The sequence below is a fragment of the Psychrobacter sp. T6-5 genome (genome assembly GCF_052258485.2).
Taxonomy (GTDB): Bacteria; Pseudomonadota; Gammaproteobacteria; order Pseudomonadales; family Moraxellaceae; genus Psychrobacter.
In genome coordinates this window covers 689,650-711,515 of sequence record NZ_JBQQEY020000001.1, presented here as the reverse complement: position 1 = coordinate 711,515, position 21,866 = coordinate 689,650, and the positions used below count along the sequence as shown (strand labels likewise).

General features: G+C 44.4%; 18 protein-coding genes and 2 pseudogenes. 12 read left to right on the top strand and 8 right to left on the bottom strand.

Annotated features, from left to right (window positions below):
• Positions 1-86 precede the first annotated feature (86 nt).
• The 6 genes from ACTXGK_RS17665 (at position 87) to ACTXGK_RS17640 (ending at position 7,043) form a co-directional block, all read left to right on the top strand.
• The gene (locus tag ACTXGK_RS17665) at positions 87-809 is read left to right on the top strand and encodes a response regulator transcription factor (RefSeq protein WP_058025471.1); all 723 of its coding nucleotides are present in this window, start codon (positions 87-89) and stop codon (positions 807-809) included.
• Between the two features lie 76 nt (positions 810-885).
• Entirely contained in the window at positions 886-2,931 is a 2,046-nt protein-coding gene (locus tag ACTXGK_RS17660; RefSeq protein ID WP_443515912.1) for an ATP-binding protein, read from the top strand.
• A gap of 254 nt (positions 2,932-3,185) precedes the next feature.
• On the top strand, positions 3,186-3,956 hold the full coding sequence (locus tag ACTXGK_RS17655; protein WP_290175921.1) for a methionine ABC transporter ATP-binding protein: 771 nt from the start codon (positions 3,186-3,188) through the stop codon (positions 3,954-3,956).
• 19 nt (positions 3,957-3,975) lie between these two features.
• Positions 3,976-4,662: a methionine ABC transporter permease gene (locus tag ACTXGK_RS17650; protein WP_201597883.1), complete on the top strand. Its 687-nt coding sequence runs from the start codon at positions 3,976-3,978 to the stop codon at positions 4,660-4,662.
• Between the two features lie 169 nt (positions 4,663-4,831).
• Positions 4,832-5,827, top strand: a complete 996-nt coding sequence (locus tag ACTXGK_RS17645; RefSeq protein ID WP_443515915.1) for a MetQ/NlpA family ABC transporter substrate-binding protein — start codon at positions 4,832-4,834, stop codon at positions 5,825-5,827.
• 367 nt (positions 5,828-6,194) lie between these two features.
• Entirely contained in the window at positions 6,195-7,043 is an 849-nt protein-coding gene (locus tag ACTXGK_RS17640) for an aldo/keto reductase (RefSeq protein ID WP_443515917.1), read from the top strand.
• Positions 7,044-7,129: 86 nt separating this feature from the next.
• Here the strand turns inward: ACTXGK_RS17640 and ccmE are convergent, their stop codons facing one another.
• The 5 genes from ccmE to ccmA all read right to left on the bottom strand — a co-directional run bounded on the left by ccmE (position 7,130) and on the right by ccmA (position 10,541).
• Entirely contained in the window at positions 7,130-7,633 is a 504-nt protein-coding gene (gene ccmE, locus ACTXGK_RS17635) for a cytochrome c maturation protein CcmE (protein ID WP_443515919.1), read from the bottom strand.
• Positions 7,634-7,887: 254 nt separating this feature from the next.
• Positions 7,888-8,109, bottom strand: a complete 222-nt coding sequence (ccmD, locus tag ACTXGK_RS17630) for a heme exporter protein CcmD (protein ID WP_371532887.1) — start codon at positions 8,107-8,109, stop codon at positions 7,888-7,890.
• A 16-nt stretch (positions 8,110-8,125) separates the two neighbouring features.
• A complete protein-coding gene (locus tag ACTXGK_RS17625; protein WP_201597871.1) occupies positions 8,126-8,914 on the bottom strand; it encodes a heme ABC transporter permease in 789 nt (262 codons plus the stop codon).
• Positions 8,915-9,143: 229 nt separating this feature from the next.
• Positions 9,144-9,800, bottom strand: coding sequence for a heme exporter protein CcmB (locus ACTXGK_RS17620; protein WP_058025499.1), 657 nt, complete (start codon positions 9,798-9,800; stop codon positions 9,144-9,146).
• Between the two features lie 126 nt (positions 9,801-9,926).
• On the bottom strand, positions 9,927-10,541 hold the full coding sequence (ccmA, locus tag ACTXGK_RS17615; RefSeq protein WP_443515922.1) for a heme ABC exporter ATP-binding protein CcmA: 615 nt from the start codon (positions 10,539-10,541) through the stop codon (positions 9,927-9,929).
• Positions 10,542-10,718: 177 nt separating this feature from the next.
• Between ccmA and ACTXGK_RS17610 the strand changes: the two genes are divergently transcribed.
• The 3 genes from ACTXGK_RS17610 (at position 10,719) to ACTXGK_RS17600 (ending at position 13,656) form a co-directional block, all read left to right on the top strand.
• Positions 10,719-11,828 (top strand): hypothetical protein, encoded by a 1,110-nt coding sequence (locus ACTXGK_RS17610; protein WP_443515924.1) that lies wholly within the window; start codon positions 10,719-10,721, stop codon positions 11,826-11,828.
• Between the two features lie 30 nt (positions 11,829-11,858).
• Positions 11,859-12,632, top strand: coding sequence for a type III secretion system chaperone family protein (locus tag ACTXGK_RS17605; protein ID WP_443515925.1), 774 nt, complete (start codon positions 11,859-11,861; stop codon positions 12,630-12,632).
• A gap of 109 nt (positions 12,633-12,741) precedes the next feature.
• Positions 12,742-13,656: a histone deacetylase family protein gene (locus ACTXGK_RS17600; protein WP_443515926.1), complete on the top strand. Its 915-nt coding sequence runs from the start codon at positions 12,742-12,744 to the stop codon at positions 13,654-13,656.
• A 61-nt stretch (positions 13,657-13,717) separates the two neighbouring features.
• Here ACTXGK_RS17600 and ACTXGK_RS17595 read toward each other — a convergent pair whose 3' ends face one another.
• From ACTXGK_RS17595 to coaBC, 3 genes and pseudogenes are all read right to left on the bottom strand, one after another.
• A complete protein-coding gene (locus ACTXGK_RS17595; protein WP_443515928.1) occupies positions 13,718-14,500 on the bottom strand; it encodes a sulfite exporter TauE/SafE family protein in 783 nt (260 codons plus the stop codon).
• Between the two features lie 42 nt (positions 14,501-14,542).
• Positions 14,543-14,992: pseudogene (locus tag ACTXGK_RS17590) on the bottom strand (phosphopantothenoylcysteine decarboxylase domain-containing protein); the annotation flags it as partial.
• A gap of 162 nt (positions 14,993-15,154) precedes the next feature.
• Positions 15,155-15,940, bottom strand: a pseudogene (gene coaBC, locus ACTXGK_RS17585) (bifunctional phosphopantothenoylcysteine decarboxylase/phosphopantothenate--cysteine ligase CoaBC); the annotation flags it as partial.
• A gap of 128 nt (positions 15,941-16,068) precedes the next feature.
• Between coaBC and radC the strand changes: the two are divergent.
• The 3 genes from radC to ACTXGK_RS17570 all read left to right on the top strand — a co-directional run bounded on the left by radC (position 16,069) and on the right by ACTXGK_RS17570 (position 21,836).
• Entirely contained in the window at positions 16,069-16,752 is a 684-nt protein-coding gene (gene radC, locus ACTXGK_RS17580; RefSeq protein ID WP_443515932.1) for a RadC family protein, read from the top strand.
• 314 nt (positions 16,753-17,066) lie between these two features.
• Positions 17,067-19,967, top strand: a complete 2,901-nt coding sequence (locus ACTXGK_RS17575; RefSeq protein WP_443515933.1) for an acyl-CoA dehydrogenase — start codon at positions 17,067-17,069, stop codon at positions 19,965-19,967.
• A 492-nt stretch (positions 19,968-20,459) separates the two neighbouring features.
• Positions 20,460-21,836: a dicarboxylate/amino acid:cation symporter gene (locus tag ACTXGK_RS17570; RefSeq protein WP_201597847.1), complete on the top strand. Its 1,377-nt coding sequence runs from the start codon at positions 20,460-20,462 to the stop codon at positions 21,834-21,836.
• Positions 21,837-21,866: the final 30 nt, after the last annotated feature.

The window sequence follows — 21,866 nt, the reverse complement described above, 5'->3', positions numbered from 1 at the left end:
AAAAATTATTGATACTTCTATCATAGTTAAGCGACTAGCGCACATTAGACCTTTGGCAAATTATAACAACAATTAGAGGATATCCCATGAGCAAGCAGATTTTATTGATTGAAGATGATCCAGACTTAGCAGAGCTGATCAGTGATTATTTGACCATGAATTACTATGACGTCCATCATGCAGGTTTGGGTCAAGAAGGCCTTGATCTGTTAGATACCAAAGAGCGTGATATCGATTTGGTCGTACTTGATTTGATGCTGCCTGACATGGATGGTATGCAAGTATGTCAAAAAATTCGTGGCAACAAGAATAATATGACCAATAAAGTGCCTATTATTATGTTGACCGCAAAAGGGGATACAACTGATCGCGTGTTAGGTTTGGAGATGGGTGCTGATGACTATATCGCGAAGCCTTTCGAACCGCGTGAGCTTCTTGCCCGTATCCGTGCTGTTATCCGCCGTCATGAGCAACCAAACCAAGCAGATAGCCAGTCAGATAGCTTAACTTTTGGTCGTTTGAGTGTATTCCCTGACAGTCACGAAGTTACTATCGATGATGAACCTGTACGTTTAACGACGCATCAGTTCCAATTACTACACTATTTTGCTACCCATTCTGGCAAGGTATTAAATCGCGAGCAGCTTTGGCAGGCAATGCCAAATGATGATAGCTCAGATAACATCGATCGTGCCATTGACGTGCATATTTCACGTTTGCGTGCTTTGATCGAAGACAACCCACGTCAACCAAAACGCATTATCACGGTGCGCGGTGTTGGTTATCAATTTGCCACTGATCAGGTTTGATTGTAAAAGATGGATTAATCGACAGAGAGCATATTAAGCTCAGTCGATATTAGCGTCTAATAACAGAGATTGTTTAATGCAGCAATTGGGTTTTCGTTCCGTATTTGCCAAACTATTTGCCAGCGTTATGCTGGCACTTACTTTATTTGCAGTTGCTATGGTGCTATTGACCCAACTGGTGCATGACAAGGACGCAGGAATCCGATCAGAGATATTGGCCACGCAGATTTTGGGTCAGATTGATCCATTTCTGCATGAGTTAAATATCTCTATTAGTAAGGACAATCGCTTACAGTCACGATTTATGCTGGCTGTTGTGAAAAAAAGCTTTGATATTTTTGATGAGTCACTACAGGCCAAAATGGGCTTGTACGACAGCGAAGGTCGGTTGCTCATGCAAACTGATAATAGCGATTTGCCACTAGAGCTACCACCTACGCCATCTTTATTTTCACGTGTTTTCCCTTCATTTGCAGATACCTCCCCTACTAAGCAGGCTCAAGTATATAGCAGCACTGGCTATACTCTGCTATATGAGTCGCGTTTACCTCCTAAAAAGCCCGTACTTTCTGCAGCGCTGAATCTGTTTACAGGTACGTTGTTGCTGCTCATTATTATGGCAGGTGTTCTGTGGTTGATTGCTCGTACCATGACATGGCGTATCGATCAGTTAAGTCAGCAGATGGCTCAGTTAGGCGACGGGGATTTTACGGTTCGAGTGAACGCGCGTGGTAATGACGAAATTGCCTCATTGGCGCGGGGATTCAACCAAGCAGCGCAAAAGATTGAGCACCTTGTTGATGCCAATAATTTATTATTGGCGCATGCTTCTCATGAGCTGCGTACGCCTATCACGCGCATTCGCTTGCAGGTTGAAATGATGGATATGTTGGCTGGTGCGCTACCGTCCGACACCAAAGCCAAGTTTGATAAACGCGCTCATGCCATCACTCGCGATCTGTCAGGTCTCAATGATTTGGTCGAAAGTATATTGTTGGTCAGCCGTCTAGATGCAGGTCATGCGCTGCAGCAAATTGAGAATCTGGATTTATACGATTTGGTCAATCAAGAACGTCAGCACTACCCTGAAGCCACGTTGATTGGTGAGCACATCATGATCGACGGTCAATCATCAATGTTGACTCATCTCATTCGCAATCTACTGACTAATGCCATGCTTCACGGCAAGCCGCCCGTTACCGTGTTACTGTACGGCGTTCAGACTATCGAAGAGGCTGGCACTGTTCCTGATTACCTATTGCAGACCGTGCTCTCTAGCAGCTTCACCGATTATAATAGTTTGTTGGATTTTGACTCTTATGAAGAGTCGCTTGATACCAATATAGATGCACAAGAATCTGCTTTATCCGAAAATGCTGACTCTACTCTGAGCAATAAAGACAAAACTGAGTCAGTCGAGCCAATAGCTGTCTTACCAGCACCGCCAATCTACAAGAATGGTGAAAATCTAGCAGTCGATGAAGATGTAAATGCTGATATAAGTACAGATCTTAACCTTATTAAAAACACCCCAAGCTCTGTAAAACCTGATGCTCATATTACTAGCACCGATTTAGATAAAGTGATTTGGAAGGCCGTTCCTGATTCTACAGACACTCTAGACTCTAATGAAATCGAATCTACAGACGGAACAATCGATAATCGTGCACACGCTCTTAAAAACGATAGCAATAGAAAAACTGACAAAGTAGCAACTGATACAACTATCAGCAAAAATGGCAGCAAAGATAAAGCGAAAAACGGCACTAAAGTCAACACCCAAAACAATAACGAAGCCTCAGCCACGCCGCGCAAAGAAGGCTTATTTGCTAAGCATCTGAAAAAGGCAAAAACTGAGCCTGTACGCCCACTACCGAAATACGCGGTGCTAGCAGTGATTGATGAAGGCACAGGTATTCCTGAAGAGAAGCGCGAAGAAGTGTTTAGCCCATTCGTACGATTGCAGCAGAAAAACAAAGGTTCTGGTTTGGGCTTATCTTTGGTTTCACAGATTGTCACCGCGCATCAAGGGCGGATCACTACTGATACGCTAAACGGTCATACTCGCTTCCTAGTCGCCATACCTGTTAAACATGACCCTCATTACAATCAGCATGAGTAGTCAGCTATATTTGAAAACACATTATTTTGTTGATATTACTCCCACTGATACCCCTCAAACATTCCTTCCTTAATAGCTATTCATCATAAGTCAGTCACGGATGTGCATATCCAAAGTGGCTGATAATATGCTATATTACCGCCCCTTATTATACGGTTATTGACTGTTGTTGTTTTGATGGGTTTCTTATCTAGTAATAGAAGCATAACGACACACGATGACCATTAAAAAATTTATTGAATTTTGAGCCCTCCATGAATGACATGATTGTCTTAAACGATGTGACCAAAAGTTTTTTAAGCGACCGATCAATCAAAGACAAAGACGGCAAACCACATTGGTTTACCGCTGTTGAGCCGACATCTCTGACTATCAAACAAGGCGAGATTTTTGGTCTAATGGGCTATTCAGGCGCAGGTAAATCTACCTTGTTGCGCTTGATTAACATGCTTGAGCGTCCAGATTCAGGCCAAGTGGTCATAGACGGTACTGACTTGACCACGCTATCTGCCAGTGAACTGCGTATCGCTCGTCACAATATCGGTATGATTTTTCAGCAGTTTAATCTCATGTCTAATCAAACGGTTTTTGACAACGTAGCATTTAATTTAAAAGTGTCAGGCTACCCTAGCCGCGATATTCATAAACGCGTTATGGATTGCCTTGCAATCGTGGATTTAACTGATCGCGCCGGTCATTATCCTGCGCAGCTATCAGGTGGGCAAAAACAACGTGTCGGTATTGCCCGCGCAATTGCCCCAAGTCCAAAAGTATTGCTGGCCGATGAGCCAACCAGTGCGCTTGACCCTGCAACGACTCGCAGTTTGCTGACTTGTTTGCGCGATATCAATGAGCAACTTGGTGTGACCATCGTCATCGTAACCCATGAGATGAGCGTCATTCGCAGACTCTGTGATCGCGCAGCATTATTGCATCAAGGTCAGCTATTAGAAGTGGCCGATGTACGAGATGGTCTGATTCAGGCAACTACCCCGATTGGCAAAGGTTTAGTCGTTGAGGACTAATGAGGCAGGAGAAATAGATATGTTAACTGGTACTGAATTATCCGCCTCTATAGACAAGCTGCTTGCCCTACGCAAAGAGATTGTGAGCGCGTTTGTTGATACGTTCGTCATGCTTGGTATTTCAACCACGGTCGCTATCCTTATCGGTGGGCTCTTTGGCGTATTCTTGTTTTTGTCTAGTGATCGCCAGTTTTTGCAAAACAAAACACTGTATGGTGTGCTCGGCGGCATTACTAACTTTATGCGCGCCTTCCCTTTCGTGATTTTGATGATTGCGATGAGCCCATTTACCAAGGCCATCGTCGGCACTGGTATCGGGCCGATTGCCGCATCGCTCGTACTGGCGATTGCAGGTTCATTTTATTTTGCGCGTTTGGTTGAGCAAAATTTACGTGAAGTACCGCGCGGTATTATTGAAGCAACCGAATCGATGGGCGCCAGGCCTTTTACTATCATCAAAGTGCTACTCAATGAAGCGCGCTCAGGATTGGTACTCTCTGTCACCATTTTGTGTATCAGTTTGCTATCTTACTCAGCGGCGGCTGGTATGATTGGCGGTGGTGGTTTGGGTGATTTGGCCATTCGTTATGGCTATTATCGCTATCAGACCGAGGTGATGATTTTTATCGTGATTGTACTATCCATCATGGTTATATCGATTCAAGCCTCTGGCAACTGGCTCGCCAATCGTTTAGACAAACGTTAAACCGCTTTAGAGAATACTTGACATTGCGAGCGACTAGGTTTATTTTTGGCAACACTCAACCCTTGTCTCAGCTATCACAAAAAAGCAGCATTACTATTTATAATGTTGCTTTTTTAATGTATCGACGATAAACGCTTTACTCAATCCCATTCATTATTAAGGACATATTATGAAATTAACAGATATCAGCCGTCAGTTAGCCACCGCATTTGCTGCCGTTGGCGTATCAGGTTTGGTCTTAGTTGGTTGCAGCAACTCATCAGCGCCAGAAGCGACTCAAGAGCCTGTTACCGAAGGTGCCACTGCAGAAACTACTGCTAGCACTAGCGACATCGACCCTGAACATACCAAAATCGTTATCGGTACGACTGAAGGTGATTTTGCTGATATGGTTCGTAACCAAGTGAAAGGAACTCTTGAAGCTCAGGGTTATGAGGTTGAGTTGATTGCGTTTACTGATTATGTTCGTCCTAACCTTGCTTTGGCTGAAGGCGATTTGGATATCAACATCTTCCAGCACAAGCCTTACCTTGATACCTTCAAAAAAGAGAACAACCTTGATCTTGTTGAAGTATTCCAAGTACCAACCGCACCACTTGGTATCTACTCAGGTAAAAAGACCAGCCTTGACGCTGCATTCAAAGGTATGAGTGTTTCTGCACCGAACGATCCAAGTAACTTTGCTCGTGCGTTGGTTATGATGGACGATCTTGGCTGGATTAAGCTAAAAGACAATATCGATCCATTGACTGCATCAAAAGCTGATATCGCTGACAACAGCAAATACGATATCGATATCGTTGAGCTAGAAGCGGCTCAATTACCACGCGCGCGTGATGAAGTTGACTTCGCGGTGATCAACGGTAACTACGCAACTGACTCTGGCATCAAGCTGACTGAAGCATTGTTCCAAGAGCCAAGCTTTGCTTATGTGAACTGGTCAGCGATCAAATCTGCTGATACTGGTAAGAAATGGGTTGAAGATGTCACCAACGCTTATAATTCAGAAGCCTTCAAAAAGTATGCTCACGAAACCTTCCCTGGCTACAAGTACCCAAAAATCTGGGGTTCTGATAACAGCGCAAAGACAGACACTGCTGCCAAAACTGAAACTGCAGACACTGGAACTACAGAAACTGCAACTACAGAAGCCACTGCTCAGTAAGACATTAAAATCATAAGTACCCAAATATAAGGGTATTTCAATGATTATCGGCGCCCATTACTTAACCGTGATGGGCGTTTTTTTATGGCGTTGAGTTTAAGATTTTGCACTTTTAAACAGTTTATACATTCTAACTGGTCATCAAAATCACGTTACAGCCTGTTTGTCCTTTGTAGGGATGCGTCACACGCTCTTCCACTTTGCTCCAGTTTTTCTTATAATAGATAAGCTTGGTTATTAGATGAGCTAAACAACTGCTTAGGTTCACTAAGTTTTTCTACTAGTATCAACTGTCTTAAATGTCTTGTTTAAAACCATTTTTAACTCAAAACATACTATAAATTATAAATAAAATAAGGATAAAAACATGAGTACTAAAAACTATAATATTCGTACCGCTGGAAAAGCCAATATTCCCGTTCTAGGACTGGGTACTTGGCAGTCAACTGGTCAAGACTGCATAGATGTGGTCAAAAAGGGTCTAGAGATGGGCTATGAGCATATTGATACCGCTCAAGCGTATGACAATGAAAAAGAAGTCGGCGAAGGTATTAAGCAGTCTGGCGTGGCTCGTGATAAGTTTTTCTTGACCACCAAAATTTTTCCTGATGACATGAAGTTTGAGCCAGAAAAGCTGAAAGCTGCTGCCCAAAAGTCATTAGAAAATTTGGGCGTGGATTATGTTGATCTGTTGTTGCTACATTGGCCAGATGACCGTGTTCCTTTATCTGAGACCATCCCTGCATTGTGCGAATTACAAAAGCAAGGTCTAACGCGTCATATCGGTGTCTCGAACTTTAATATTGCTAACATCACTGAAGCTGAAAAATATGCAGACGTACCTATTGTCGTAAACCAAGTTGAATTTCATCCGTTCATTAAGCAAGATACATTACAAACCTTTTTGAACAACCATCATATTTTGCTAGAAGCTTACTCACCACTCGCTCGTGGCGATGTATTTGATAATGATGTTATCAAAGAGATTGCAGACAAGCACGATGTAACGCCAGCACAGATTTCATTGGCATGGATTTTGTCAGATAAAGACCGTGTTGCTATTCCGAAAACGTCTAACCCTGATCACTTACAAGGCAACTTAGACGCCATCAAAGTAGAGTTGAATGCAGACGAATTAGAAAAAATCGGTAAGCTAGCAAGTTCTGATGGTCGTAAGATTGAGCATCCTGACTATAGCCCTGTATGGGATAACTAATCATTAGCTGAATAGCTAAATGCAATGTATTAAAAAGGCCACCGATTATCGGTGGCCTTTTTATATGTCATCAATACTTATCATTATTACTGTTGCAGGGTTTCAGTTTCATGAATTCTTTCGGCAGGATTATACTGTTCAGAAGAAGGTACTGCTGCCCCATTACGATTGTTTTCTTTCATGGATTTAGCGACTTCTGGTGGCATATAGTTTTCATCATGCTTTGCCAATACTTCACCAGCGACAAAGGTATCCCCTTGCATCTTGCCCGTGGCTACGACGCCTGAGTTTTCGGCAAATAAGTCTGGCAAAATACCTTGGTAAGTCACAGGTACGGTTGATTGAAAGTCAGTAATCGCAAACTCAACATTCAATGGATTGTCTGCTGCACGCTGGACACTACCTGCAACCACCATACCACCAGCACGGATACGCTTGTCTTGAGGCGCCTCACCTTGAGCGATAGCGGTCGCATCAAAATAATAGTCGGTTTGCTGCCCGATAGCATAAATAACCAATATGACTGCTACAGCTGCACCTGCCAGCGTAAACATCACCCACATCAGCTTTTTCCGACGAACTGCATTCATACCTCTACCTCATTGATGAGTCTCTGTTTTAAAGACAATTAGCCCATAAAACAGAAAATATTAAAGAAACGACGATTAGAAAAACGCTTTCAATAAACATTGTCAAAAAATCTTTCTAATCGTAATCTTCTAATGATCATATGATAGCATTTTTCGGACAAATCAATAAGCCCTATAGCTACTCGCGAGGTCATATTTTTGTCAGTAAAAGCATAGGGTTTCTTACGCTAAAACCCTGATATTAAGATGATTTCTCAGTCAGATTGCTTGGTGATCGGTGTGGATGTTTTGGTAGTGCGCTGTGCCTGACGCGCTTGCTGAATGGTCAGCTGCTTGATAAGCGCTTGTCTTTGTCTGCGACTATAAATAATAAAGGCCAGCATCACGCCGATGGTAATCGCCCAACATGACCATACAAAGACCCCATGCTTACCCATGGCGACAAACTCAGATATGCTATAAAAGTAAGGCTGCATAGTAGGTTCCTAGCCGTTATTTGTGTTGAGCGCGAATGTATTCTTTGACCCATGCTTTGCCTTGGTCACGATGTAAGATCAGCGTATTGGTACGATAAATCGCCATGGTCGCAACCAGTAAATAACTACCGATAATCATGAGCAACAGTGGCATCCACATGTCAGCTGACATCTTCGGTGCTTCGGTCAGACTAAAAGTGGCACCTTGATGTAAGGTATTCCACCATTCTACAGAGTACTTGATAATTGGTAGATTCACCGCGCCCACGATAGATAAAATAGCAGCCGCTTTACCGCGATTGGCCGTGTGTTCAAACGCAGCAAACAGTGCCATCACGCCCGCGTAAAGAAACGCTAATATCAGCATTGAAGTGAGACGCGCATCCCATACCCAGTATGTCCCCCATGTTGGCTTGGCCCAAATAGACCCTGTGAGCAAACTGATCACACAGAGCAAAAATCCCATCGGAGCAAGTGCCTGCGCGACCAGACTGGCCGTCTTAATCTTCCACACCAAATAAATCACCCCCAACACCGCAAGGGAAAAATAAATAGAGATAGCTAGACTGGCTGCTGGAACATGGATAAAAATAATACGGTAGCTATTGCCCTGCAAATAATCAGGCGGCGCAAAAGCAAGACCCCACACGCTACCAATAAGCAAGCAGAGACTGGCTAATATCGCGAGCCACTTGACCCAGGGACTAAAAATCCGAAAGAACTGCTTGGTGCCTACAGTGGTCAAGAAGCCCTGCCAAATGCGCTGCCATAGGCTAGGAGACGAGACGTTATTCAGGTTGGGCATGGGGATAAACCTATTACACAGCTTACTGGTCATGACCGACGTGGCCTACAAAAGCACACTATCAGCTCACCTGCTGGCGTTAAACACTGGATAGAATCTACAAAGAGCTGTTTACATATTCAATTGACTATTATAGCAAAATTGCCCGTTTTCAACACGATGTTAATACATGGCGTTCAGATAACTGGATTTAGACAACTAAGTTTTTAATATCTGGCAAATACATTAATCAATTGAGCCATGACATTTTTAGGGTCAGCGCAATTACCCACGGCATGACCAAGACAGATATAATACTTCCTGCCAGCAACAAGGCCAAGATCGGCAGACCATTCAGGCCAGTGGCAAATAAGTCAACCGCGCCTGTGGCAAAAATCAATACTGGCAACTGCATCGGTAACGCAATCAAAGGCACTAGCACCGCGCCATTCTTCAATGACAGCGTTAAACTACTGGCGACTGCGGATAGCATCAAAAGCATCGGACTGCCTGTCACGATAGATGCCATCAATATCCACGCTTCAAACCAACTCAGCTGAAATAGCGGCACAGCAAGCAGACTAAGCAATGCCACAATACCACTGCTAAAAATCCAATGAATGACCAGTCTAATCAATACCCATAACGGTAGTGACGCTTTTGCCACGACCAATTGCGCAAGCGTACCATTATCAAGCGCAGGCTTGAATAACCCGTCAACGCCCATCACCAAGGACAGCAATGCAGCAATCCACACGGCTGATACGCCAAGACGCTGCAAAAGCGCAGGCTCACTACCAACTGCTAGTGGAAACAAAGTGATGATTACTAAGAACAATACCAATGGGTACAACCATTGCACCGCCCCTTGCTGCTTGACTTGCCATTCACGGCGCCACAACTGCATAAACCCAATACTGCGCGGCGTTGTAACAATAACATTTGAGTTTTTATTTGCGGTTATGGTTGTGCTCACTTGCGTTGGACTGTCTGTCATTATTCATCCTTTTACCGATACTGATAGCAGTCACATTTAGACCATGTAATCTGACAAATCGAGCATTTGATTAGCGACACCCACTGCCTGATGGCTGGTCATGAGTATCGAGCCGCCAGCCTGCGCAAAGTTGCATAACCGTGCTTCCATACGTGCCACCATATCGACATCTAGCGCTGTAAACGGCTCATCAAGTAACCACAGCGGTGTGACAGCTGGCGTCAATAAATACAATCTTGCCAGCGTGATACGCCGTGTCTGACCAGCAGACAGATGACTTGAGCTGATCGTTTCAAACCCTTGTAGCCCAACCCATGTGAGCGCATCATCAATATCGGTAGCGCTAGGCGTGATGCCATATAAATTCAATAAAAATGTCAGGTTTTGTGCCACGGTTAGATTCGGATGGATACCCAACTGGTGCGAAACATATAGCGGTTGAATAGGTAGACCTGATAGACCTTGATAAGTAACTTCACCTGACAGAATGGGTAATAATCCTGCCAGCTGCATGAGTAACGTGGTCTTTCCGGTTCCATTTGCCCCAATCAGATGACAGATACTACCGGCAGACAGGTGCAGCGTCACCCCTTCACAGAGCGGTATCTCGCCGCGCTGAACCGTCATCTCATCAAGCGTTAGTACAGGCATATCCAAAACCGTCATCAAAACCTCTGGTTATTTATCAAGCAGCAGTCAATATTCATCACAAACAAAGGTAATGTTCGTGGCATAATACCCTATGCTCACCACAAACACACAGTATAACAAATTGTCGATTGCTCTTACTCCAAAAAGTACAACCTCAAAAAAATACGACCTCAAAATATGACTTTAAAACCTATGCCGACTTCACAAGATAGCCAAAACCAAATGCCTGATGCAGAGACTAATAATGTCAATGTAGACACCAACTTGTCAAAAGCACCATTAACCAGCCGCTTGACGATAGACAGTTTGATCGATGCGCAAGTTGATTTTATGCAGCAGTGGTTGCACAAGCAGGCCGAGCCTTTAGCGATGGAAGCTTGGCAATGGTTTGGCGCGCAGCCCTTAAGCAAATATATTACCTGTGACCATTTACAGCATTTGATGAAAGACTGGCTGTTAAATCAGCCAATGACTGAGGTGATGCGTACAGATATCCGTGATATCTTGCACACGATTATCTATCATCCAGTCAATGACAACGTGCCTTTGTCTGAACTGGTCGATGACACCCAAGTTCAGACTCTTGCTCACTATATTGGTAGCCATGAGCAGCAGCGTAACGTCCTCATTCATACGCTGGTGGGTAACGAAACCTTTGCCGATCTGTTGACCCAAACGCTCTATCACGCTATCAATGATTTTATGGAGACCACGCTTGATAAAGCGGGCGGAGTTGGTAAATTGATGAAGCTTGGGCGCAGCTCGTTTGAGAAAGCGACCAACAGAAACCTCGATGAAAAACTGCAAACGTATTTGCATCGCAATATCAAAGACTTGACGCGCAAAGCTGAGGCCAATGCACAAGCGCATTTATCAAATGAAGAAGTGGCGCGTCTGATGGTCATGGGCTGGGATCGTATCAAAGACCAACCAATCAGTGAACTACAAACCTACTTAAGCAATGAGCCTGATAACAGTAGCATCGACCATATCGAAGCGGGTATCCAGCAAAGCTACAACCGCCTGCGACTGTCACCCTATTTGCACAGTTTGGTATCAGCGAGTATTGATACTTGGTATGCCAATCATCAGTCTGATACGATAGCGACCATTGCGGCGAGTTTGCATATCGATGAAAAGGCTATGGCGCAATGTAGCAGCGCTCTACTACCCATCGTATACGACGCCATTGAAACGCCTTGGTTAACGGCTCATATTCGTGACATGCTAGAAGCATTCTATGCGCAGCCTGCTATTAAAGAAAGTTTGGCTCTCAATCACGATTAATTTATAACTTTTACTTGTTAGCATACTATTATGAGTCAACCCAATAAACTCAGCTTATGGCAAAAAATCAAACGATTACTGACGGCTTCCGCACCGCAGTCAGTAATCGAAGGTATAAACGAGCCAGCACAGCCATCACTTGCTGACGGCGACATTGATAATACTGCCTCTAAAACTGCGCCCGAAGACGATACTACTCAAAGCAACGAGAAAGCGCAAACAGATGCGTTTCACCTCAAAACTGACAAACTAAGTTCAGAACCACAAAATCATAGTGACACGCCCATTGTTGACTGTCTAAAGCAATACTTCAATGACAAGCAATGGCACTATACGCACTATCGTCCCAAAACCAACGACAGCCAGCAATCGCATCATTTATCCCTAAGAATGCGTCATAAAAAAATAGACTGTGGTTATCTGTTTCGTGTTCAGGAAAAAAATAAACTGTTAGCAATCTATGGTATTTTGCCATTTTTGATACCAGAGAGTCATCAGAGCGCTGCCTTACTACTCATCACTCAAATTAACTACGATATGCTCATCGGTAACCTAGAGATGGATGTCAATGATGGGGAAATACGCTACAAAAACGCGATCGATATCGAAGCAGTTGGTATCGATACTGAGATCATTGAGCACTCACTACAAAGCGTTGTTGCGATGACCACGGTTGCAAGCGAGCTATTTGGCGATTTGATTAATAATCAAGACCCTGCTGAAGATATGCAGACATTACTGACAGAGCTGCGCCAGCAATCAGATGCACGCACATTCTTTTTACCGACGCAGTTTGTTCAGTAGTGCGTCAGTTTATTCACTTATATAGTTCACTCAATAAGGCCGCACTCAGCGGTCGCTCATCTATCTATTTGCATATCCAAAAAACCATCAATATTAAGCTAGAATTCTTATGCTAAAAATTGCCTACTCTGACGTCTTTCGTTACTCTGTGCCTGAAAAGCACCGTTTCCCCATGCAAAAATACATCTTGATTCCGGAGCGCTTATTGAGTGAGGGCACGATCAGTCAAGATAATTTTTTTGCCCCTGCCTGCTTAAGCGAAGAGGAGATTTTGACCACTCATACAGCAGAGTACTGGTATCAGCTCAAAACCCAAACACTACCACGCAAAGCCGCTCGAGCGATTGGGTTTGAGATGACACCGAAGTTGGTGGAGCGCGGTCGTTATATTGCCCATGCAACCTATGAGTGCGCGCTATATGCTCAGCAATATGGTGTCGCCATGAATGTTGCAGGCGGCACCCATCATTCTTTTGCCGATCATGGAGAAGGGTTTTGTGTGTTCAATGATGTTTGTATCGCTAGCAATTTATTATTAAGTCGCGGACAAGCGAAGAAAATTTTAATTGTGGATTTGGATGTTCATCAAGGCAATGGCAATGCCAGCATCATGAAGGACGAGCCACGCGTTTTTGTCTTTAGCATGCATGGCGCCAAGAATTATCCGTTTCGCAAGCAAGTATCAGACCTAGACATTGAATTGGAAAACGATGCTGGTGATGATGAATATCTAGAGATATTAAAAGACACACTCCCACGGTTAATCGCTGAGGTTGCGCCCGATATGATCTTTTATCAATCTGCTGTCGATGTACTGGCTACCGATAAGCTCGGCAAACTTGGACTGACCCAAGCAGGTTGTAAGGCGCGTGATGAGTACGTATTGCATCAAGCAAAATCAGCCAATATCCCTATTGCCATTGTCATGGGCGGCGGCTATTCAGAAGATATCGAAGATGTGGTCGAGGCGCACTGCAATACGTTTCGAGTCGCACAGCAGATTTATTTTGGTGAAATGGTTTAATACTCAATTCACTCAGAAGATAAGAGTGATTTCAGAGTTGAACTCGTTCTGGCAACCTTGATTATAATAATGCAGTCACGCCTTGCCAGCCTACGCGCACTCCAAGCACGATTAGAATCAATAAAATAAGCTGACGAAAACGCGCTTGTGGCAAATAACGACGTAGACGAATCCCGACTAAAAGCGTAACAATAGATATCACACTGAGCAAGGCAATCAGCTGCCACTCACCGCTACTCAATGCCATGATAGGCTCACGCAGTACAATAATTTGTGCGATTTTTCCTAAGAAATAGCACATGTTACCCACTTTGGCGATGGTGTTTTTATCGTCACTTGCAGAGAGCAAATACATCATCAGGATAGTCGACATCGCATTGGTTGAGCCGCCAATGACGCCTGCACCAAAACCTACGGCTATCAACATGGGCTTCGTATCTGGTAAGCGGATTTGTTTGCCGAGCAAGCTACTCACGACGTAAAAGGCAATGACCGCCGCCAACAATAAAAGGATATAAGCGCTATCGACCCATAGCAGTAGCTTCGCACCTAGAATACTGCCTAGTAAACTGGTAAGCGCAAGCAGCCAATAGCGTCTGCCATAGTAGATAAAATTTTGCCAAACGGTGCGCTCACCACCTGCTAGCCAAGTCATGACATTGACCACTAGCGAGGGGAAGATCACCAATACAATGGCATGTGGCAATGGGTACATGCTAGCAAGCGCGGTAGTCGTCACGAGCGTCGCGCCAAGTCCGCTAATACCGTGTAGCAGTGAAGCAAGCGCAAAAATGATCGTCAGCACTAGCATCTGAGTGCTATCGTTACCAGCTATGTTGGTCATATTGTTTATACCATTTGAGGCTTAGCGCCTATATTTATACCACTAGCTGTTTTGACGTTGAGCGATTGTTTCACCAATAATACTGGCTAACTGCTCAGCGATTTTGTCTTTGCTAGTTTTGTCTAACGTTATCGCATCACGCTCATAGCGCTCAGAGAAAAATACCTGCATGGCATTATCATCACTAGCAAAACCAATGTCTGCCCGTGAGACATCGTTACAGGCAATCATATCTAGCGCTTTTGCGGCGAGCTTACCACGCGCATAACGCTCGACATCCTGTGTTTCTGCGGCAAAACCAACGACAAATAATTCTGGATGAGCAAGAGAAATCGTCGCTAAAATATCAGGGTTTTTGACCAAGCTGAGATTCATAGCATCTTGCGTCTTTTTAATTTTTTGCGGTGCGGCTTCCTCAGTACGATAATCTGCTACTGCGGCGGTCGCGATAAAGATATCCGTCTTTACGAATTGGTGTTCAGTATAAGCCTGCGGTAGTGCATGCTCATCACCGCAACTACAATCGCCATGATGGTTCTCATGAATGTGAGAATGACTATGTTCATGTGCGTGTTCATGTGCGTGCTCATGAGAATGGTCATGCTCATCTTCAAAATCCAGTTGAAGCTCGCTATGAGTTCCATCCACACATTGCTGGGCAGCGATCAGCATATCTTTAGCAGACAGCACATCAATTCGTGTGACATTAAGCGGCGTAGGCAATGCCACTTTTCCACCAGCAATTAAGATCACCTCTGCGCCAGCTGCCACACAAGCGCGCGCTAGAGCAAAGCCCATTTTTCCTGAAGAATGGTTAGACAAATAGCGCACAGGGTCGATCGCCTCTACTGTAGGTCCTGCGGTAATGACCACTCTTTTGCCTGCTAATAATTGCGGCGTCGTGTTCATTGCTTTGAACAGGAGTACTTCGGCTAACAACTGCTCAGGCTCAGGCAGCCGCCCTGCGCCCACGTCACCACACGCTTGCTCACCGTTGGCTGGCTGGATAATCTGATAATTCATATCGCGCAGGGTTTGTACATTCAAATTGACTGCTGGATGCGCCCACATCTGCTGATTCATGGCAGGAGCAATAATGACAGGCGCAGTAGTGGCAAGGCACACTGTGGTCAATAGATCATCAGCCATACCCATTGCCAGACGTGCGAGTGTATTGGCGGACGCAGGGGCAATGACAATTAAGTCCGCCCATTTAGCCAGCTCAATGTGCCCCATCCCCGCTTCTGCCTGCTCATCGAGTAATGAGACATGCACCTCGTTACCTGTCAACGCTTGTAGAGTCAGCGGTGTGATAAATGCTTGTGCGCCTGTCGTCATAATGACGCGCACATCAAAGCCTGCCTTAATCAGCAAGCGGGCAAATATAGCAGATTTATAAGCGGCGATACCGCCGGTAATAGCAAGCACAATATTGGACATAAGCGTGGCATCAATAAAAAAGTGAAAAGATAAAATTGCGCTTATAGTAACAACTATGAGATAAATTGGGTAAAATTTTCCGTATTTACCTCAGATAACAAGTAGCAATTTATTCTTAAGGAGTGGCAATGGCGATTAAAGACTGGCATGAGGATGACAGACCACGCGAAAAATTATTGAAATTCGGTGCCGCTCATTTGTCTGATGCGGAGATACTGGCCATATTTTTGCGTACGGGTACGCAGTCACAGTCAGCGATTGAGCTCGCGCGTCATTTGATTGATCAGTTTGGCAGTTTAGCTGAGCTATTGGCCGCCCCGCAACAAACTGTTCTTGCTTGTCATGGTATCGGCCCCGCGAAGTACGCTCAGATATTGGCATCGCTTGAGATGGGTACACGTTATCTGGATAGTAAGCTAAAAACGGGGCAAGCGCTCGGGCGCTCGCAAGTGGTTAAAGATTATATCAGCACCCAGTTACGCGGTGAGCATCGTGAAGTATTTGCAGTCCTCTGTCTAGACAATGCGCTGAACCTTTTGAACTTTGAGGTACTTTTCACCGGCGGTATCTCATCGTGTTCTGTCTGTATCAAGCATGTACTCCGGCACGCTCTAAGCCACGCGGCTAGCCAACTCATTATCGCGCATAATCATCCCCATACCGATGCCAAGCCATCAACAGCAGACAATGTATTGACCTATGAGCTAAAAAAAGCCTGTGACCTATTAGACCTCTCTCTTGTTGATCACATAATCGTTGGACGTAACGATACCTTATCTTATGCTGAAAGCTGCCTTGCGCCTTTTAGTTAGTTCATAACACTGATCGCTTAACTGGTCAGAAAATTTGAGCTGCTTGGCAAACCCTCTTCATTAGAGCCTATTAGTCATGATACCTGATACATATTATCGACAGAGCGTAGCATTTTGGCTCTTGATAGTCATCGACAACTGTTTCATATTATTAGGTAGTCTTATAGTTCGCTTATATATATTTTTATTATCGATGTATCCATTACAATGACATAAGACAAAACAATAATTATCGTTATTCAGACGTTTCTTACCTTTTATATTTTTCACTATATTTTTCACGCTTTTTATTCAGTATTCCACAGGAGATAGTCATGGCAATTGGCTTGTTTATTTTGGCAGTCATCATTCAATTAGCCGTGGTCTTGGCGATCTTTTTGTTGTCCTTATCACGGGTTACGGGCAGTGTCGTTGCCCTGATTACCGTCATTGTTACCGCGATTATCAGCCCACTGTCCCTGATTTTGGGCGTACCAATCGCATTGCTTTGTTTGGTTTTACTCATCACACCTATCCGTCAGTCTTTGATTACCAAACCGGTCTATGAAGCATTAGGCGGTGCGATGCCAAGTATGAGTGATACGGAGCGTGAAGCGCTCGATGCTGGCACCAGCTGGTGGGAAAAAGAGCTATTTATGGGTGCCCCAAATTGGGAAGCTTTTGCTAATTATCCTTATCCGCAGCTGTCAGAAGAAGAGCAAAACTTCATTGATAACGAAGTAGAAACGTTATGCGCCATGCTCGATGAGTGGCAAATCCAGCATAAAGATAAGGAGCTGTCACCTGAAGCGTGGCAATTTATCAAAAGTAATGGCTTTTTAGGGTTAATTATTCCAAAAGAGTTTGGTGGTCTAGAGTTTAGCTCTTACGCGCAAAGCCGCGTGATGAGTAAAATCGCGTCGCGCTCGCCGACTGCTGCGGTGACCTGTATGGTACCCAATTCGCTCGGTCCTGGTGAGCTACTAATGCACTATGGCACGGACGAGCAAAAACAGCGCTGGCTACCCGGTCTCGCCAAAGGTGATGAAGTACCTTGCTTCGGTTTGACCGGACCTGAGGCAGGCTCTGATGCAGGTGCGATTCCTGACACAGGCGTCGTCTGTTATGGCACGCATGAGGGCGAGCAAGTACTTGGTCTGCGTATGAACTTCTCCAAACGCTGGATTACATTAGCCCCTATCGCCACTGTCGTGGGTTTGGCTTTCAAGATGCATGATCCTGAAGGGCTGCTTGGAGATCCGGACAAAACCGACTACGGTATCACCTGTGCACTGATCCCTGCCAATCACGAAGGGGTGGTCACAGGCCCACGTCATAACCCAATCGGCTCGCCATTTATGAATGGTACGGTCGATGGCAAAGATGTCTTTATCCCATTAGATTACATCATTGGTGGTGTCGAAAACGCTGGTCGCGGCTGGCGTATGCTAATGGAGTGCTTAGGCGTTGGACGCGGTATCTCCTTGCCTGCTCTATCAACCTCAGCCAGTGAAATGACCTACCTGTCTGTCGGCGCGTTTGCGAAAGTTCGCGAACAGTTCAAAATCTCAGTCGGTAAGTTTGAAGGCGTACAGGACGCCACCAGCCGTATGGCAAGTAACACTTATATGTTAGAGGCTTTCCGCCATTTGGTGACTTGCGGGTTAAACCAAGGTGGTACGCCATCAGTAATGACGGCAATGGCAAAATACTACGCGACCGAAACCATGCGTAGTGTGGTCAATGATGGTATGGATGTCGTTGGTGGTCGTGCCGTACAGATGGGCCCACGTAACTTCTTAGCGATACCTTATCAAGCGATTCCTGTATCTATCACTGTTGAGGGTGCCAATATTTTGACCCGCTCGCTGATGATTTTTGGTCAAGGCGCGATGCGTTGTCATCCTTATCTGTTCGATGAGCTGCAACTGCTACAGAGTGAAGATAAGAAAGCAGCGACTGAAAAATTCGACACGCTTTTCTTCAAACATTTAGGCTATACCTTTAACCGCGGTGCAAAGGCGTTCGTCGCAGGTTACGTCGGTGGTAGTGATAATGCGCCACGTTTTGCTGATGCCTTTACTCGTCCTTATTATAAGCATATCAACCGCCTTAGTGCTGGCTTTGCATTGACTGCAGATATGGCGTTAGGACTGTTAGCAGGGGATCTAAAACGTAAAGAGATGCTGTCTGGTCGCTTAGCGGATATTCATAGCCACTTATTTATCGCGACGGCTATTTTGCAATTTTATGAACATGGTAGTAAATCCGAAGCTGAGCGTTTACATGCTGAAGTTGCGTTACAAAACAGCTTATACACGATTCAAGAAGCCTTTGTGTCTTTCTTTGCCAACTTCCCTAATCGTATGGCCGCCAATGTGGTGAGCTTTGTGACTTTCCCTAGTGGACGTATCTTTACGCCAGCAAGCGATGAGCTAAAACGTCAGCTGGGTGATACCTTCATGGATGATTTTGCTGCCAATCCATTCCGCGATTATCTCAAAACTATGGTTTATTACAATACTGACCCAGATGATGTGACAGGCCGTATGGAGCATGCTTATCAGACCTTGGTTGAGATCGAACCACTGTGGCAGAAGTTCAAAAAGGCAGAACATCAGGACAGCTTTGAAGGCCTGACCTTTGAAGACCATGTGGTACATGCGAGCCAAAACGGCGGTATTACTGAGGAAGAGGCAGAAGTGCTGATTCAATACAATGCCATGCGCTTTGATTCATTATTGACCGATGTATTTGATAAGCACCTATCAGAAGCTCAAGAGCGCGATAATCCACATACGCTCGAAAACGCTGTCAATCAACTAACAAACTATGCAGAGCTAAAAAAAGAAGCAAAAGACAAAAGTAGCGTATCGACTGACGGTGAGATGCCAGTCACGCATGAGTTAAATGATACGACAAATACAGAACCACAGACTGGTGATGCCAATCCCAATCACGGCTATGAGAGCGATGGTGATGTAGAAATGGTCAGTGAGCAAGATACTGTGCAAGAAGTTAAGTCACAGGCGAATTTTGAGAAATCAAATCCTGAAGCCGAAGCGCTTGATCATCGCTACCGTGATGCAGAGTCACACCTCAATGAGCGTATGAGTAACAACCACAGTCGCCACATTGCTCCACCTGATGAAGTCGACGAAAGCGCAAGTGATAAACACCTCCAAACCTCAGATGATCAGACGCATCTACCTCGCGAAGAAGATGACAAGGTATAACTAAAAGGTCAATTCAAACGCGTAAACTCATGAGTGTCGTGATTATTCATGACGATAAATATAAAACTTCAAAAGCCAGACTGTCCACACGCGACAGTCTGGTTTTTTTTGGATTTGCCAAAATGCAAACGTATTTTATAACATCAAAGTGATAACACTGGTTTAATATCAATAGTTTGATATATCCATTTACCCTAAAAACTCTTTCATGAATATATTGTTTCATATCAGAAACAAACCGTTTACAATAAATAATCACTATTTTATGGGCACATAGTTGTGACAGGGATTGTTCTCTTGGAATAAAATGATAAAAAAAATCTTGCAGTGCCCTTAACTATTCTTTTATATTGTCCTCGAAAATGTGACATCAAGCGACAATCACAAGAACTTAATAGTCATAACACGCATTATAGTTAGATTGGCAAACACGGTCACATAGATTTGGGTGACGCTGACTATAGCGCTGTTATGCACACAAAGGATATGGATATGTGGAAAAATATGGGACTGACAGGCAAGATTATCGTTGCCATGGTGCTCGGTATCATACTGGGTCTATTTTTAAACTACTCAGGATTAAATGGCGAAGGCAGCTTCGTTAATACTTACATCACAAATGGTGCCTTTGCTATTATCGGCAAGCTATTTGTTAACTCGCTAAAAATGTTGGTCGTACCTTTAGTACTTATCTCACTGATTTGTGGTGTGTGTGGCATTGGTGATATCCGTCTGCTAGGACGTATCGGTACCAAAACATTTATGATCTATATGATGACAACCGCGCTTGCTATTGCAACGGCGATTGGATTGGGTGTGCTATTTGGTATCGGTAAAGGCATGAATATCGAATCTGAAGCCACGTTTGAAGCCGCATCAGCGCCACCACTGCTTGATGTGTTCTCAAACATTATTCCCTCAAATCCCATAAGTGCGATGGCGAATGGCGACATGCTATCGATTATTTTCTTTGCCATTCTAATCGGTATCAGTATTTTGATGGTGGGTAAACCTGCTAAAGGCTTGGTTCAAAGTCTAGAGCTTATCAATGAAGTCATCCTAAAGATGGTGACCATCATTATGAACCTAGCCCCTTATGGTGTATTTGCGCTGTTAGCCAAGGCGATGTCTGAGCTAGGCTTTGAGTTAATTTTGTCACTGCTAAGCTATATGGCAGTATTGGTTGGGTCTTTGGCCTTCCACTTCTTCGTTACTATGATGATTGTACTAAAAGTCTCTTCAGGTCTATCTATCAAAACCTTTTTGGCAAAAATGCGCGAAGTACAAATCTTTGCATTTAGTACGTCAAGCTCAAACGCGACCATTCCGATTACCTTACGTACCGTTACCAAACGTATGGGTGTGAATAACTCAGTGGCTTCGTTTACTGTTCCTTTTGGTGCCACAATCAATATGGATGGTACAGCCATCATGCAAGGGACAGCGACCATCTTTATTGCCAATATTTATGGTATTGATTTGGGCGTGACCGAATATCTAACCGTTATCTTGATGTCAGTACTGGCCTCTGTCGGTACGGCTGGTGTCCCTGGTGTCGGCTTGATCATGCTGTCTATGGTATTTGCTCAAGTTGGCTTACCAATCGAAGGTATTGGTCTGATTCTAGGTGTGGATCGTATCCTAGACATGCTACGTACTGCCGTGAACGTTGGTGGTGATGCAGCAGTGACTGCTATCGTAGCAAAATCAGAAGGCAAAATGGATCTTGCTATTTATAACGATCCTAATGCTGGTGCCAAAGACGTGTTTGACGGTCATATCGATGAAGACAACGAGCGTGAATTCTCTAAAGTCATGAATGATGGCATCATGGGTAGTGAGTACGATGACGTTGATCGTCGCCACTAATCACCTCTGCTAGATAGACCTTCATAAAAT